The following is a 15,477-nucleotide window of genomic DNA, read 5'->3' on the forward strand; positions in this document are numbered from 1 at the left end:
ACGTCCCGTCGTCGTTGGTTCCGTTTGGACTTAAGTTACTAAAGGACAGACCAAAAAGTCAACGATGGTTCATCCTGCGGCAGGCAACAGGGGTAGATCCCGCGCGAGGCGCTCGTTCCACACACCCGAGCCGCCGAACAACTTCTCGTCGAGCTTGGCGCGCTTGTAGTAGAGGTGCAGGTCGTGTTCCCACGTGTAGCCGATCGCACCGTGCATCACGAGGGCACTGTCGGCGGCCTGCACCGCATTCCGCGGTACCTGCGCCTTGGCGACGGCGGCGTGTATCGCTCGATCCGGCAGACCCAGGTCGACCGACGCCGCGGCGAAGTAGGCAACGGATCGGCCCGCCTCGACGGAGACGAGAATGCCTGCCGCAGCATGCTTCACGGCCTGGAACGACCCGATCGGCACACCGAACTGCTGGCGTTGCTTGCTGTAGTCCACGGCGAGATGCAGCAGGCGGTCCATCGCCCCGAGTGAATCCGCGGCCACCAACACGGCCGCACGCAGTCCGGCGTCCTCGAGGGCCGCGGCCGCCTCGACGTCGAGACGCTGTCCGGTGACGCCGTCGAACCGGACATCCGCGGCCGCGCGGGACGGGTCGAGGAACCGCCGCGGTTCGACCGTGACACCGGGATCGTCGACGCGCGTGAGGTACAGGGCCGCCGTTCCGTCGGCGCCCACAGCCGGGACGACCAGCAGTTTCGCCCGTTCGGCGCCGAGCACCGTTGCGACACTGCCGGTCAGCGCGCCGCCCTCGTCGGCGCGCACCGAATCGGCGACGCCGAACGGTCGGGTCACATCGACGGCAACGGCCGCGAACCCACCCCCCGCCAGTACGTCGGCGGCGACGTCGGCGGGCAGCAGGGGCGCGGCGAGGACGGACGCGGTCCAGGCACTCGACGGCGCGGCGTACCGGGCCAGCGCCTCCGCGGTCAACGCCAATTCGAGTAGACCACCGCCCTGACCACCGATGTCCTCGGCGAGGCCGGCGGAGAACCAGCCCTCCTCGGCGAATTTCTGCTCGAACTCGGCAGGATCACCCGATTCACCCCACTTGCGGACATTCGCCGGAGCGGCGAACCGCCCGAGCCAGCCGTCGAGGGCTTCGGTGAACATTTCCTGCTCTTCTGACAGTTCCCAGCGCATACAACTGGCCCTCTCGATGAGACGAAGAATAGGCTGCAAGACGAACGCAGCGAGAACCCAATGGTATATTAGGTCTGACCGTTAGACCAGAGAGGGCGGGGAGCCATGCCATCAGCCGTGCCGAACACCACCCGGAACGGACGTTCCTCCATCCAGTTGACACCGATGGCGGTACCGAAGGCGTCGGACGTCCTCGCGAACGAGCTGCGCGAGCGCATTCTCAGCGGGGACTACGTCGAAGGCACACCGCTGCCGCCGGAGCGCGAACTCGTCGTTCAGACGAAGATGAGCCGCACCACCGTCCGCGAGGCCCTCCGCATCCTCGAGGTGCAGGGACTCGTGCGCATCAAGGCGGGCCGAGCCGGGGGTGCCTTCGTTCAGCGGCCGGGCGAACAGTCCATGGCGGACACGGTGGCCCTGCTCATCCGCGGTCGTCAGATCCGTCTCGCCGCGCTGCTCGAGACCCGCGAGGCGATCGAGCCCTTCTGCGCCCAACTTGCCGCCCGTCACCGCACCGATGAGGATCTCGCGCGACTCGACGCCGCCAACGACGACATCGCGGGCGCGGGCGACAGCCTCGACGCTTTTCTGCAGGCGAACATCGACTGGCACGTCGCCGTTGCGAGCGCCAGTCACAACGAACTGTTGTCGGGCCTGATGATTTCGCTCTCGCGCGCCATCTATGCCGCAACGGAAAACGAAGGCTTCATCGACGACAAGGTTCGCGACATCACCGTCCGCGCACACCGCTCGGTCACCAAGGCCATTCGCGACAAGGACGCCGATGCCGCCGTGCGGCGCATGAGCCGGCACGTCCACTCGTACGCCGAGTCGATCAAGGACTTCGAGGAGCGCACCGACATTCCCCTCGACGACTGAATGTCGCGGCAGCAGTCGCGACGAGGCCCCACACCGCACGGTGTGGGGCCCTCGTCGCACTCACGTCGCCGAGTTGGTGACAACCACGGCGCGGATCTCGTCCACGGCCTCCGGATTCTCGGCACCCGACAGGTCACCCGGATCGGTGCCCAGGGCCGCAGCCCGCACCGCACGCCGCAGGATCTTCGCCGACCGGGTCTTCGGCAACCGTGACACCCGGTGTACCACGCTGGGCGCGAACGGTTTTCCGAGTTCCGCTGCCACACTGGCGACCAACTCGGCCGAGATGTCCGTGTCACCGTCGGCGTCCGCGCGGGGAACCCAGAACGCCCACACCGCCTCGCCCTTCTTCGGGTCCGGGACACCGACCGCGGCCGCCTCGGACACCGCCGGATGTGCGGTCAGCACCGCCTCGACCTCCGCCGGCGCGAGACGCTTGCCGGCCACGTTCATCACGTCGTCCGAGCGGCCCCGGATGTACCACTGGCCGTCGTCGTCGACGAGCGCGTAGTCGCCGTGCCGCCACATGCCGGGGAACGTCGACCAGTACGCCTCGAGATAGCGTTCCTCGTCCTTCCACACCCCGCGCGTCATCGACGGCCACGGTTGCCTGCAGACGAGTTCGCCCTGTTCGCCCCGCAACGAACGTCCCGCGTCGTCGACGACGTCCACGTCCATACCCAGCGAGGGCCCGCCCAGCGAGCAGCTGTGGATCGGCTCCACCGGGTACGGCGCGAGGAACGACCCACCGACCTCGGTGCCGCCGGAGAAGTTGATGACCGGCACGCGCCCGCCGAACACGTCCCGTGCCAGCCAGTCGTACGAATCCGGATCCCAGGGCTCACCCGTGGACCCGATCGTGTGCACCGAGGACAGGTCGTACCGTGCCGCGACATCCGTCTCCCGCCCGCGGAGGGTGCGGATCAGCGTCGGGGAGACGCCGAGCATCGTCACTCGGTGCCGCTGCGCGAGCTGCCACAGCCGGTCGGTGTCCGGCACGTCCGGGGAGCCTTCGTACAGCACGAGAGTTCCACCGTTGGCGTGGGTGCCGACGATCGACAGCGGGCCCATGATCCAGCCCATGTCGGTGATCCAGCAAAACGCGCCGCCCGGCCTCAGGTCGAACGAGTACGCGACCTCGCTGGCCGTCTTGACGAGAAACCCTGCATGGGTGTGGACGGCGCCCTTCGGCTTGCCGGTCGTGCCGGACGTGTAGGCCAGCGCGAACGGCTCGCCGGCATCCATCGCCTCGACCGGACCCGGGTCGCCGCCGTTCCCGAGGAGCTTGACCCAGGAGATGTCGCGGCCGGTGGAATCCACTTCGGCGCCGACGTTCTCGACCACGACGACCGACTGCACCGTCGGACAGGCAGCCAGGGCTTCGTCGAGTGCCGGCTTCATCGCTACGGTCTTGCGACGCCGCACGGTTCCGTCCGCGACGATCACCACCTTCGCGTCCGCGTCCTGGATGCGGGACGCGATCGCACTCGGCGCGAATCCGGAGAAGAGCGGTACGAGGACCGCCCCGAGCCGGGCGACCGCGTACACCGATACGACCGCCTCGGGGATCATCGGCAGGAACAGGGCGACGGCATCACCCTTGCCGACGCCGAGCTCACGCAGCCCTGCCGCTGCGCGCTCGACGTCCGCCGCGAGCTCGCGATACGACAGGCTGCGGACTGTGCCGTCCTCCGCCTCGTGTGTGACGGCCACCCGATCGGCGGCCGCCGGGTCGGCGAGCCAACGCTGCAGACACGCGTCGACGACGTTCGCCCTGCCCCCGACGAACCAGTCCGGGTGCTCGATTCCCCGGGAGGTGTCGAGCACCTCGTGGTACGGCGATTGAAACGGCAGACCCAGGTCGCGGACCACCGCGTCCCAGTACCATCGCACGTCGGCGACGGAACGGGCACGGAGCTCACCCAGACCCGAGAGGCCGTTGGCGCGGGCGAGCCGGGTGACGTTGGCGTTCTCGACGTAGTCGTCGGTGGGGTGCCAGGTGTAGTCGGACACGGTCAGCTCCTCGGCATGTCGAGCATGCGCTCGGCGACGATGTTGCGCTGGATGAAGGTGGAACCACCGGCGATGGCGGTACCGCGGGCCTGGTAGGCGAGCCGTTGCCACCGCGCTGCCCGCTGCCCCACCTCGTCGAGGGCGAATTGCCCGCCGACCGCTTCGAGGGACAGCCGGAAGTCGGCCAGTTCCTCCACGAGGGGGCAGAAGAACAGCTTGCCGATCGAGGTGACGGGTCCGGGCGGCCCGTCGTTGGCCGCGAGTGTGATGACGCGCTGGCCGATGAGGTAGTGCACAAGGGCCCGGCCGTACAGATCGGCGACCTTCTGCCGGATCACCGGATCCTCGCCCAGCGGTCGGCCCGCGTCATCGGTCATCCCCGCGATGTCGGTGACGATGTCGTCGACGGCACGTTTCGTGTTGACGCGGCCCGTTGCGATCGCGACCCGCTCGTAGGCGAGCGTGCCCATCGCGACCTTCCAGCCGCCGTCCACCTCGCCGACGACAAGGTCGTCGGGAATGAACACGTCGTCGAGGAACACCTCGTTGAATTCCGCCTCGCCGAGCATGTGCGCGAGCGGCCGCACCGTGATGCCCTCACTGTCCATGGGCACCAGGAAGAACGTGATGCCCTTGTGCCGCGCGCCGCCGCCGGTCCGGGCCAGCAGGATGGCGTGCGCCGCGATGTGCGCGCGGCTGGTCCAGATCTTCTGCCCGTTGACCTTCCAGCCCCCGTCCACCTTCGTGGCCTTGGTGCGGAGCGAGGCGAGGTCCGAACCGGCGTCCGGCTCGGAGAACAGCTGGCACCAGATTTCCTCACCGGTCAGGATGGGCCGGAGAAACCGTTCCTTCTGGGCGGGTGTCCCGAAGTCGATGATGGTCGGGCCGGCGAAATCCTCGCCAATGGTGTTGAGACGCTCCGGCGCTCCCACCCGATCCATTTCCTCGGTGAAGATGGCCTTGCGGATCGGGTCGGCGGCTTGACCGCCGTACTCCTGCGGCCACGACATCCCGCCGTAGCCGGCGTCGAAGAGCAGTCGCTGCCATTGCTGCCAGAACGGCACCTTGTCGACCAGATCGACCGGTTCCGGCCACGGCAGCGTCGGGACCGCTTTTTCGGCCCACTCCCGGACTTCTGCACGGAATGTGGCCTCGTCTGGGGAATCAGCGAGCTCCATTGCACCCTCCTCACGAATTTAGGCTCAATGATACTATAGGTCAGTCCAAAAAGGAGGCCTGGATGCCCGACCCACTCCCCGCCGGCGTCGTCGACCGCGTCGAATACGACGTCGAACGCGGCAAGATCCGCGAATTCACGCGCGCCACGTTCACCACCGATCCCGTGCACACCGATCCGGCCGCTGCGCGCGACGCCGGATTCGGCGGCGTGCCGGCCACTCTCACGCACACGGTTGTCGCCGGACACCAGCGCGACCAGCGCGCGTTCGTCGACGCACTGGGCCTGGCGCTCGAACGGGTGGTCGTCGGTTCGGTCACGTGGACGTACCTGCGACCACTCACCGCGGGCGACCACGTCGTCGGCACCCGCCGCGTCGTCGACGACGTGCAGCGAGAAGGCAAGCGCGGCGGGACGATGCGCATCGTCACCCTGGAGACCGAGTACGTCGACGCCGACGGTGTGCCCGTGGTGCGGCTCGAGGAAGTCCTGATCGAACGAGGAGAACAGCGATGAGAACCCCGGCGAAGGTCCGCGTCGGCGACGTACCCGACACCCGGGTGGTCGGCCCGGTGAGCCAAACCGACATCGTCCGATTCGCCGGAGCCGGAGGCGATTTCAATCCCCTCCATCACGATCCAGAGTTCGTCGCCACCTCGGGATTTCCCGGCGTCATCGCGATGGGCCAGATGCAGGCCGGGATTCTGGCGGGCTGGGTCTCCGACACGTTCGGCGTCGAACATGTGCGCTCCTTCGGCGTGCGGTTCGTCGCCCCGGTCTTCCTCGGTGACACCCTGACCGTGGGTGGGACGGTTGTGGCGATCGCCGAGACGGACGGGGAGTCGCGGGCGAACCTCGACCTCGTCGTGTCCGGGACCAAGGGTCCGGTCGTCACCGGATCCGCGACCGTCGTGGTAGCCACGACCTGACCACCCTGCTCATACCGCCGAAAGGGGGCGAAGCCGATCGGCCTCGCCCCCTTTTCGATTCGATCAGACGACGGCCCGCGCCTCGCGGTCTGCCTCGATCTTCGCGGCGATCTGCGCGCGCAGCAGGTGCTTCTGAATCTTGCCCGTCGCCGTCGTCGGCAACGCCTCGACGATCTCCAGCCGCTCCGGAACCTTCTGGATGGCCACTCCCTGCTCCAGCAGGTACGCCTTGATCTTCTCGAGAGTGATGTCGCCGTACCCGGGCGCGGGAACGAGGTAGAGACACACCGCCTCGCCGAGCCGCTCGTCGGGCATCGCGACCGCTGCAACCCCGCGGACGGCGGGATGCGCCGCCAAGAGGTCTTCGACCTGCCGGACGCTGATGTTCATGCCGCCGCGGATCACGATGTCCTTGGTCCGGCCGGTGACGCGCACGTAGCCGTCCTCGTCCATCCGGCCGAGATCGCCGGAGCGGGAGTGGCCGTCCGGCGTGAACAGCTTGGCCGTCTCCTCGTCGTTGTGGAGATAGGCAAGCATGTGCATGGCGCCCTTGTAGGCGATGTCGCCCTCTTCGCCGCGCGGAACCTCGTCGCCGAGTTCGTCGACGATCTTCACCGACTGCATCGGCAGCGGGCGACCGTCCGAGGTGATCGACCGCTGAGCGTCGTCGCGAACCGTGCACATGGTGGTGGTGACGTTCTCCGAGCGTCCGTACAGGCTGAGCACCTGCAGGCCCGGAAACTGTTCGGCAGCATGGGTGACGAAGCTGCCGGGGATCGGGGAGCCGGCGGCGACCCACAGCCTCATGCTGCCGATATCGTGCACGGCGGGATCGTAGGCGTCCATGAGCATCTGCAGGAACGTCGTGGCACTGACCGCGACAGTGCACCCACGTTCCTTGATCTGCTCCATTCCACGGACCGGCTCCCACACCTCGATGAGGTGCGACGCCGCGCCGTGAACGAGCGGAAGGATGATGCTGGTGACCAGTCCGGTGGTGTGGGTGATCGGCGAGGGGCCGAACTGGACGTCATCGGGCGTGTAGGCGAATCCCTTGGCCAGCAAACGAGATCCACAGGCCAAAGTGTTGAACGTGTGGATGCACCCCTTGGGCCGGGATGTCGTGCCACTGCTGTAGACGATGACGAACGGCTCGTCGGGGCCGACACCGGGGCCGAGTTCGGCGATGGCCTCCTCCGGGCTCAGATCCACCGACAGCGACTCGAACGATACCGACCGGTCCGGCAGTTCGTCGCTTCCGCGGACGACGACGACGTCCTCGAGCGAATCGACCGCACCCAGGATCTCGGTGTACATGCCGGCGTAATCGAACTTCTTGAACTGTTGCGGCGTAATCGCCAGCCGGACACCGGCATTCTTCAGGATGTATTCGACGTCGTCGCGGCGGTAGATCGGCATGATCGGCACCAGGACGGCACCCAGTCGCGACAATGCGACGGAGATGATCGCGAACTCGATCCAGTTCGGAACCTGCACCGACACGCGGTCGCCGGCAGTGATCCCATGACGCCGGAGACCGACCGCCAGACACAGCGCCCTGTCCCGCAATTGCAGGAAGGTGATACCGCCGCTGGTGTCGTCGGTCAGAAAGACGCGGTCGCCCCGCTCGGCGACCTGAGCCTCGAGCAGGTCGAAGAACGTGTCACGGTGCCACTGCCCGGTGGCATAGAACTCTCGGATCTGTTCGTCCGAATAGCGATCGGTGACCGATGCGAACGCCATGGGAGGCCTTCCTCTGAGCGCAGATGTGGAGGGGGAATAGAAACCCTGTGTTGGCCCTCACAATATAATGGTTGGACCGAAAGCGCAACGAATTCCGATGGCGGCTGTCACCGCATGCTCCATACAGGAGAACGCTTTTCGCGGAAGGCAGTGACACCCTCGACAATGTCGTCTGTGGTGAATGCCAGAGCGAGCTGAGACTGCAGCGCCGAGAGGGCGTCGGGCAGCGACATGTCGCGGGTGTTGTTGATCGCCTCCTTGCCGAGACGCATGAGAAGCGGCGATTTACTCGCGAGCCGGCGCGCCCACTCCCGAACCTCCGCCTCGAAGTCGTCATCCGGAATCACCCGATTCACGAGTCCCAGCTCGAGTGCGTCCGCGGCGGTGATCGACTCGCCACACATCATCAACTCGTTCGCCTTGAGCCGCCCGACGTTCCGATAGATCAAGGCGGAGATCATGAACGGGAAGACACCGACGTTGATCTCCGGGCACCCGAACCGCACCGACTCCTTGGCGAGCACGAAGTCGCAGGCCAGCGCAAGCCCGAACGCCCCCGCCAGCACGTCGCCACCGGCCGCGCAGATCACCGGCTTCCCGAGGCCGCCGATGAGTTGGTAGAGCTTCGGAAATCGGTCCAGTCCGGCGTATTTGACAATCGTGGGGGCGTCGCTCGCGAATGCCTTGAGATCACCGCCCGCCGAGAAGATCTTCTCGTGCGACGAGGCCAGGACGACAACCCTCACGTCTTCGTCCCCACGGGCACGTTCGAGCGCTGCGAGAAGTTCGTCGAGCAGGTCGTCGGACAGCGCGTTGCGGGTTTCGGGGCGATCGAGGGTGACGACGGCGATGTGCTCGTCGACGTCGTATCGCACAGGGTGCGCCATAGTGCCGATCCTTCCAGTTTGGTCGTACCATTCGACCCTAGTACGGGCCTGCCGTCGGGAACAAGAACTCATTCGAAGGACTTTCCCGGAATGCGTGACGCAATTGGACTGACCATATACATTGATACTGACGCTGCCGACGGTAACGAACGCCCAGGTGACACCTTCTCTATACTGTGCGTTGTGTCACAGGTGCGGCAGCCGCGGCGCAAGGAGTGGTGAGTGGTCATTTCGACGAGTTCGTTCGAGCTTGCCGAGCAGGCAGTTGCAGAGTTGCTGGAGCTACTCGGGAGCGAGCCGAACCTCATCCGCTTGACGGACGGCGAACCGGATCCGACCGTGATCCGCGCATTCGCGGCCCGGAAATTGCGGGAAGGCCTCGACTCACCCGAGCAGGCCCTGCGCCTCGCGGAACTCGTGACACGACTGGACACCGCGAGCCGCGACGACATCGCTCGAAGGCTCCGCGTACATACCGAGCAGTTCGAGGCGTTGCAGCAGGTGGTCCGCGCCATCGACGCGGGCGCCGACCAGATCGCCCGCATCGTGACGCAGGAACTCTGCACGAACCTGGGGTACGGCAAGGCGATGTTCTCCGTGGTTCGCGGTTCCACCTGGTCTCCCATCGCGCTAGCTGTCAATCCCGAGCTGACCGGAGACTTCCACGAACTCGTCACGGCGATCGACGGCCGGGAGATCTCGCTGCGCGAGGCGCCCCGCGAGGCCGAACTGGTCCGGCGCCGCCGGCCGTATGCCGTGGACGGCGTGGACACCTACCGGCACACGTACCGCCCTCTCATCGATCTGTCGCGTCCTGCGGGATACCTCGCGGTGCCCATCGTCGTCGACTCGCGCGCGGTGGCGATCATCCACGTGGACCGTCAGAGCGACAGCCTGACCGACACCGACGTCCACATGGTCGGAGCGCTGGCGGGTGTCTGCGCCTCGGTGAGGGAGCGCGCCGAATTGCGACAACAGATCTTTGCGCGCAACGAGCACGTCGACGCCGAGGTCCAGCGGCTCACCCGGGCGTTGCGACACCTCGAACAGGCTCCCGTCACGATGCCGGACCTGGCCACCTCCGAGCTGCCGCGCGCCGGCGCTGCGAGCGTGGACGAGACCACGCAGGCAGCGATCGTTCCCCGCGCCCACACGCTGACCGCTCGTGAGCGGGAAGTACTCACGCTGATGGCGACGGGAGCGACCAACGCGGCCATTTCCCGTCGGCTGTGCATTTCCGACGGCACCGTCAAATCCCACGTCCAGCGGATTTTCAAGAAGCTCGGCGTCTCGACGCGAGCCGAGGTGGCGGCGCTGTGTGCCCATGCCAAGACGGTGAACGGTGGCTGACGAGCTCGATCGGGCCATCTCGGACACCCTCGCCGAAATGCGCACGGCCACTTCGGAGCACGCCGTCGAACTCGGGAGGCGTCTGGTCGATCTCCTCGACCGCAGGAACGCACTCGCCGCGACGCGCACCGCCGATATCGGTGCACTCGCGAAGGGTATCGATCGCGCCGTCCACGCACTCGACGACGCCGCCTCGAGTGCGGAACTCGTGCGGCGAGCGTGCGAGCGCGTCGCCGAACTCTGCTCCGCGGACAAGGTTGTGCTCTCGCGACTCGACGGCGACCGGATCATTCCCCTCGCCTCGTTCAGCGCCGACCCCGACAGGACGCCCGCGCTGCCCGCCGAGTTCGGCCTTCCGGCAGATTCGCCCGAAGCGCGTGCCCTCGAGACGAACACGGTCACGGTCGGTTCCCAGGTTCCCGTCGAACTGCGAGAGGCTCTGGGCGCGAACGATTTCACCGTCGTGCCCGTCGTCGTCGACGGGACTGCTGCGGCGCTCGTTCACGTCGGGACACCGTTGGACGGGTCACGACGCCACGCCCTGGGCGTATTCGCCGAGGTGCTCGGCGGATGCTTCGAGCGGGTCGGGCTCGAATCCCGTCGCGACCGCCAGGACGCCCTCCTCCGGGAAACCGCCCAGCAGTGGGGCAGCGACAACGAGTTCGACGCAGTGACCGCAGGGTCTGCCGACCTCGCGCCGGCCAGTACCGAGCACGACGACGCCGAGCGGCGCCTGCTCGACCCGCTGACCGAACGCGAGGCGGACGTGGTCCGGCTGATTCTCACCGGGGCGTCGAACTCCACAATCGCCGCCGAACTGTTCATCACGGTCGACACGGTCAAGTCGCATGTGAAACGCATCCTCCGAAAACTCGGCGCCACCAACCGCGCCGAATTGATCGCGAAGTATCAGTCCTCCACCCGGTGACTCGGCCGGAAGGCGTCAGGCGTCAGGCGTCCGAGGACGGCACGGTCACCGTGACGGTGTCCACGTCCGGCGTCAGCACGAGCTGGCACGCGAGGCGAGAGCACGGCTGGACGCCGTCGAGGAACTCGAGAAGATCCTGTTCCTCCAATGTCGGCTCTTCGAAGGCCGGCGCGGAATCCCCGTCCAGGTACACGTGGCACGTGGCGCACGAGCAGCTACCGCCGCATTCGGCGACGATGCCAGGAAGGTTGTTACGTACCGACCCGTCCATCACGCTCTGGCCGGCGGGGACGTCGACGGACGACGTCGAGCCGTCGGGGAGCTGGTATACGACGGTGGGCATGGCGACTCCTTCTGATCGATCGGTGGACATCCGCGAGACCGTCTCGCCGAGCTGGTTGCCGACTCGGGATTCCGGCCGCGTTCTGTACCGAAAATTGTGTCGCGGGTCACTGGTCCGGCACATCACCACTTCGACGGATTACCCCCCTCCGGTGGGGTGAAGTTGCGCCACAGGAGGCTGCCGCCGTCCACGTGACCCAGCACACATACCCCGTTAGGTAGACGACTTTCGATCAATGGTGTGATGCCCCTCACTCTCGTGGCTGACAGGCTGAAGTCACTCCAGTCGGCGAGGGCGCCGCGACAGACGGCGCCGGAACTCACTGCACCACAAAGGGGAATTGATGAGCACTACAGAGCAGGTCACGGAACTGATTCCGGACACCGTCGCCCGTCAGATCGTTCTACCCGAGGGACACCGGGACAACGACGCGTTGTTCGAGGCCTACCGCTGGCTACGGGAGAACAACCCCCTGGGCCGCGCCGAGATCGAGGGCTACGACCCCATCTGGTTGGTGAGCAAGCACGCCGACATCATGGAGATCGAACGCCAGCCCGACATCTTCACCAGCGCGGGCGGCGAGGACAAGGGCTCCGTCAACCCGATCCTGGCGAACCAGGCCGGCGACCAATTCACCAAGAGCATCAACAACGGCAGCCTTCGCATCCTCGAGACCCTCACCTACCTCGACCCGCCGGAGCACACCGCGATCAAGGACATCGCGCTGGACTGGTTCCGGCCGACCAACCTCGCGAAGTGGGAAACGGTCATCCGCGACCTGGCAAAGGCCGCCGTCGGCAGGCTCCGCGAGACGGATGGGCGGGTCGACTTCGTCAAGGACTTCGCACTCCACTACCCACTGCACGTCATCATGAGCCTGTTCGGGGTGCCCGAGGAAGACGAGCCCCGCATGATGGCACTCACGCAGGAGTTCTTCGGAACGGCCGATCCCGACGCCGCCCGTGAGGACGTCGAACCGCTCACCCCGGACGCAGCCGCGAAGCAGTGGGTGGCCACGATCCAGGACTTCTACGCGTACTTCGGGAGGCTGCTGCAGGACCGGCGCGCCAACCCCCGCGACGACCTCGCAACGATCATCTCGGTGGCCCGCGACGAGAGCGGCGAGTACTACCCCAACGAGGTGGCCTACGGATACTTCATCGCGATCGCCACCGCGGGGCACGACACCACGTCGAGCACCCTCGCCGGCGGCATGCTCGAACTCGGCCGCAACCCCGACCTGCTCGCGAAGGCGAAAGCGGACCCGGCGCTCGCGCCGCACATCGTCAACGAGTCACTGCGCTGGGCGTCGCCGGTCAAGCACTTCATGCGTCAGGCAACCCAGGACTACACGCTCCGCGGTCGCGACATCAAGAAGGGCGACCGCTTCATGCTGCTGTACCAGTCGGGCAACCGCGACGCGGACGCCATCCCGGATCCCGACCGCTTCGATTACACCCGCAGGCCCAACAAGCACATCGCCTTCGGCTACGGCCCGCACATGTGCATCGGCCAGCACCTGGCGAAGCTGGAACTCCGAATCATGTTCGAGGAGTTGCTCCCCCACATCGAGTCGCTCGAGTTGGTGGACGACACCAAGATGATCCAGACCAACTTCGTCGGCGGGCTCAAGAACATGCCCGTCAAGATCGAGTTCACCGGTTAGCACGATGCGCACGCCACACCCCACACCCACCGTGGTGATCGTCGGGGCCGGACATGCCGGCGGCACACTCGCCGGCATGCTGCGGCAGCAGAAGTTCGACGGCCGCATCGTCCTCTGTGGCGAAGAGTCGCATCCGCCGTATCACCGCCCACCGCTGTCGAAGAAGTACGCCGACGACGAGTTCGTCCAGTGGCTCAAACCGGAAACGTTCTACGCCGACAATCAGATCGAAACCCGGCTGGGTGATCCGGTCGTCCGGATCTACCGCGACGCCCGAACCGCGACGACGGCGTCCGGCACAGTCCTCGAGTACACGACGCTCGTCCTCGCGACGGGCGCCGCGCCGCGAACCCTGACGCTGCCGGGGAGCGACCTCGAGGGTGTCCTCAGCCTGCGCACCCTCGCCGACGCCACCCTGCTCCGCGACGCCGTGCACACCGGATCGGCACTCGCCATCATCGGCGGTGGGTACGTGGGTCTCGAGGTCGCAGCGTCGGCCCGCGCTCGTGGATGCGAGGTCACGGTGATCGAACGGGAGGACCGGGTGCTGGCGCGGGTGGCCAGTCCGGAACTGTCGACGGTCCTCACCGAGTTCCACCGGGACCGCGGGACCCACATCCGCACGGGCGCGGAGGTTCGGGAGATCATCGGGACGGCGGGTCGAGTCGACGGTGTCGTGCTCGGAGACGGAACCGAAATCCCCTGCGACCTGGTGCTGGTGGGTGTCGGCGCAATCCCGAACGACGCTCTGGCACGCCAATCGGGCATCGACTGTCTCGCGGGTATCGTCGTCGACGGTTCGGCACACACCTGCGATCCGAACATCCTCGCGATCGGTGACGTCACCTACCGCCTGCACGACACGCTCGGCAAGATGGTGCGGCTCGAAAGCATCCCCAGCGCAGTCGAACAGGCGAAGCAGGCGACGGCTGTCATCATGAACGCACCCCTGCCGCCGCACGAAGTGCCGTGGTTCTGGTCCGATCAGTTCGACCTGAAGATGAAGATGGCGGGGATGGTCGGTCCTGACACCCGGGCGGTCCTGCGAGGCAGCCCGTCCGACTCCTCCTTCGCCCTGTTCCACCTCGACAGCGACGGGATACCCGTTGCCGTCGAGACCGTCAACGCCGCAGCAGAATTCATGGCGGGCAAGAAGTTCATCGGCAATCGCACCAAGGTCGACGCCACTGCCCTCGCCGATCCCGTCGTCGCGTTGCGGGAAACCGTTCTCTGAGCATTTCGATTCCGGCCGGCCATCTCCGGCCGGCCCACAAGACATGGAGTATTGACGATGGAAGCTTTCGCAGCAGTCGCGAGAGAACCGCACACCGAGTTCACCCTCGAACCGATCACCATCGAGGGTCCTCGGGCCGGTGAAGTGCTCGTGGAGATCGAGGCGGTCGGCATCTGCCACACCGACCTCGCCGCCCGCGACGGCGCCCTCCCCACCGCACTGCCCGCCGTCCTCGGCCACGAAGGGTGCGGTGTCGTCCGGGCCGTCGGCGACGGCGTCACCAAGGTCGCCCCCGGCGACCGGGTCGCCATCACCTTCAACAGCTGCGGCACCTGTCCGTCGTGCACCGCCGGGGCACCCTCGTACTGCCACCAGTTCATGCACCTCGCCTACGACGGCGTCCGCGACGACGGCACCGGTCCGATCACCACCACCGACGGCGAGTCGCTGACCGGCCTGTTCTTCGGACAATCCTCCTTCGCCACCCACAGCCTCGCGTTCGAACGCAACGTCGTGAAGGTCCCCGACGACGTCCCCGCCGAACTCCTCGCACCCCTGGGCTGCGGCATCCAGACCGGCGCAGGCGCAGTCATGCGCTCGCTGAACTGCCGACCCGGATCGGCGATCCTCATCGCCGGCGCCGGATCCGTCGGGCTGGCCGCCGTCATGGGCGCCGTCGTCCGGGGCTGCAGCACCATCATCGCCGTCGAACCGCACCAGTCGAGGCGTGAGCTCGCCCTCGAACTCGGCGCCACCCACGTGATCGACCCCGTCGCAGGCCCCCTCGCCGAGCAGGTCCGGGCCATCATCCCCGCCGGGGTGGACTACGCCATCGACACCTCCGGCGTTGCCGCCGTCATCGAATCGCTTGTCGGCGCCATGACCTTCCACGGCAAGATCGGTCTCATCGGTGTGCCCGCCGACCCGGAGTCGTCGGTGCCGCTGAACATCATCAACTCCCTTGCCATGGGCCTGACCATCACCGGAATCATCGAGGGCGACAGCGTCCCCGACGAGTTCATCCCCGAACTGGTCGAGCTCTACAAGTCGGGCAGATTCCCCCTCGACAAGCTCGTCACCACGTTCCCCTTCACGAAGATCAACGACGCCATCGACGCCCAGCACCGCGGCGAGGTCCTCAAACCCGTCCTCGTCCACGACTGACCACCCGCCCCCCGA

14 protein-coding genes are annotated in these 15,477 nt (G+C 66.7%); 8 read left to right on the forward strand and 6 right to left on the reverse strand.

Annotated elements, in window-relative coordinates; all coding sequences use genetic code 11:
* Positions 1 to 69: 69 nt before the first annotated feature.
* The gene (locus tag PSR88_RS14260; RefSeq protein ID WP_016882309.1) at positions 70 to 1,149 is read right to left on the reverse strand and encodes an acyl-CoA dehydrogenase family protein; all 1,080 of its coding nucleotides are present in this window, start codon (positions 1,147 to 1,149) and stop codon (positions 70 to 72) included.
* Between the two features lie 117 nt (positions 1,150 to 1,266).
* Here PSR88_RS14260 and PSR88_RS14265 point away from each other — a divergent pair, with 117 nt between their 5' ends.
* A complete protein-coding gene (locus PSR88_RS14265) occupies positions 1,267 to 2,028 on the forward strand; it encodes a FadR/GntR family transcriptional regulator (RefSeq protein WP_009475550.1) in 762 nt (253 codons plus the stop codon).
* A gap of 60 nt (positions 2,029 to 2,088) precedes the next feature.
* Here PSR88_RS14265 and PSR88_RS14270 read toward each other — a convergent pair whose 3' ends face one another.
* Together PSR88_RS14270 and PSR88_RS14275 are read right to left on the reverse strand one after the other, a co-directional pair.
* Positions 2,089 to 4,041, reverse strand: a complete 1,953-nt coding sequence (locus PSR88_RS14270; RefSeq protein ID WP_016882308.1) for an AMP-binding protein — start codon at positions 4,039 to 4,041, stop codon at positions 2,089 to 2,091.
* Positions 4,042 to 4,043: 2 nt separating this feature from the next.
* Complete coding sequence (locus tag PSR88_RS14275; RefSeq protein WP_016882307.1) at positions 4,044 to 5,219, reverse strand: acyl-CoA dehydrogenase family protein; 1,176 nt, start codon at positions 5,217 to 5,219, stop codon at positions 4,044 to 4,046.
* 62 nt (positions 5,220 to 5,281) lie between these two features.
* On the opposite strand from PSR88_RS14275, the gene PSR88_RS14280 reads away from it, so the two are divergent.
* Both PSR88_RS14280 and PSR88_RS14285 read left to right on the forward strand, forming a co-directional pair.
* On the forward strand, positions 5,282 to 5,734 hold the full coding sequence (locus PSR88_RS14280; protein WP_016882306.1) for a MaoC family dehydratase N-terminal domain-containing protein: 453 nt from the start codon (positions 5,282 to 5,284) through the stop codon (positions 5,732 to 5,734).
* On the forward strand, positions 5,731 to 6,147 hold the full coding sequence (locus PSR88_RS14285) for a MaoC family dehydratase (protein WP_016882305.1): 417 nt from the start codon (positions 5,731 to 5,733) through the stop codon (positions 6,145 to 6,147). The genes PSR88_RS14280 and PSR88_RS14285 overlap by 4 nt, the downstream gene beginning before the upstream one ends.
* A gap of 63 nt (positions 6,148 to 6,210) precedes the next feature.
* Here the strand turns inward: PSR88_RS14285 and PSR88_RS14290 are convergent, their stop codons facing one another.
* Together PSR88_RS14290 and PSR88_RS14295 are read right to left on the reverse strand one after the other, a co-directional pair.
* Positions 6,211 to 7,890 (reverse strand): AMP-binding protein, encoded by a 1,680-nt coding sequence (locus PSR88_RS14290; RefSeq protein ID WP_016882303.1) that lies wholly within the window; start codon positions 7,888 to 7,890, stop codon positions 6,211 to 6,213.
* 107 nt (positions 7,891 to 7,997) lie between these two features.
* Positions 7,998 to 8,777 (reverse strand): enoyl-CoA hydratase/isomerase family protein, encoded by a 780-nt coding sequence (locus PSR88_RS14295; RefSeq protein ID WP_016882302.1) that lies wholly within the window; start codon positions 8,775 to 8,777, stop codon positions 7,998 to 8,000.
* A 222-nt stretch (positions 8,778 to 8,999) separates the two neighbouring features.
* Between PSR88_RS14295 and PSR88_RS14300 the strand changes: the two genes are divergently transcribed.
* On the forward strand, positions 9,000 to 10,127 hold the full coding sequence (locus PSR88_RS14300; protein WP_016882301.1) for a LuxR C-terminal-related transcriptional regulator: 1,128 nt from the start codon (positions 9,000 to 9,002) through the stop codon (positions 10,125 to 10,127).
* Positions 10,120 to 11,055: a helix-turn-helix transcriptional regulator gene (locus PSR88_RS14305; RefSeq protein WP_016882300.1), complete on the forward strand. Its 936-nt coding sequence runs from the start codon at positions 10,120 to 10,122 to the stop codon at positions 11,053 to 11,055. The genes PSR88_RS14300 and PSR88_RS14305 overlap by 8 nt, the downstream gene beginning before the upstream one ends.
* Positions 11,056 to 11,077: 22 nt before the next feature.
* Here PSR88_RS14305 and PSR88_RS14310 read toward each other — a convergent pair whose 3' ends face one another.
* Positions 11,078 to 11,398 (reverse strand): 2Fe-2S iron-sulfur cluster-binding protein, encoded by a 321-nt coding sequence (locus PSR88_RS14310; protein ID WP_029539081.1) that lies wholly within the window; start codon positions 11,396 to 11,398, stop codon positions 11,078 to 11,080.
* A 343-nt stretch (positions 11,399 to 11,741) separates the two neighbouring features.
* On the opposite strand from PSR88_RS14310, the gene PSR88_RS14315 reads away from it, so the two are divergent.
* From PSR88_RS14315 to PSR88_RS14325, 3 genes are read left to right on the forward strand one after another with little or no spacing between them, the layout of a single operon-like run.
* Complete coding sequence (locus PSR88_RS14315) at positions 11,742 to 13,064, forward strand: cytochrome P450 (protein WP_016882298.1); 1,323 nt, start codon at positions 11,742 to 11,744, stop codon at positions 13,062 to 13,064.
* A gap of 4 nt (positions 13,065 to 13,068) precedes the next feature.
* Positions 13,069 to 14,298 (forward strand): NAD(P)/FAD-dependent oxidoreductase, encoded by a 1,230-nt coding sequence (locus PSR88_RS14320; RefSeq protein WP_016882297.1) that lies wholly within the window; start codon positions 13,069 to 13,071, stop codon positions 14,296 to 14,298.
* A gap of 57 nt (positions 14,299 to 14,355) precedes the next feature.
* Positions 14,356 to 15,462: an NAD(P)-dependent alcohol dehydrogenase gene (locus PSR88_RS14325; RefSeq protein ID WP_016882296.1), complete on the forward strand. Its 1,107-nt coding sequence runs from the start codon at positions 14,356 to 14,358 to the stop codon at positions 15,460 to 15,462.
* Positions 15,463 to 15,477 lie beyond the last annotated feature (15 nt).

The sequence above is a fragment of the Rhodococcus sp. DK176 genome (genome assembly GCF_038447315.2).
Classification (GTDB): Bacteria; Actinomycetota; Actinomycetes; order Mycobacteriales; family Mycobacteriaceae; genus Rhodococcus_F; species Rhodococcus_F jostii_A.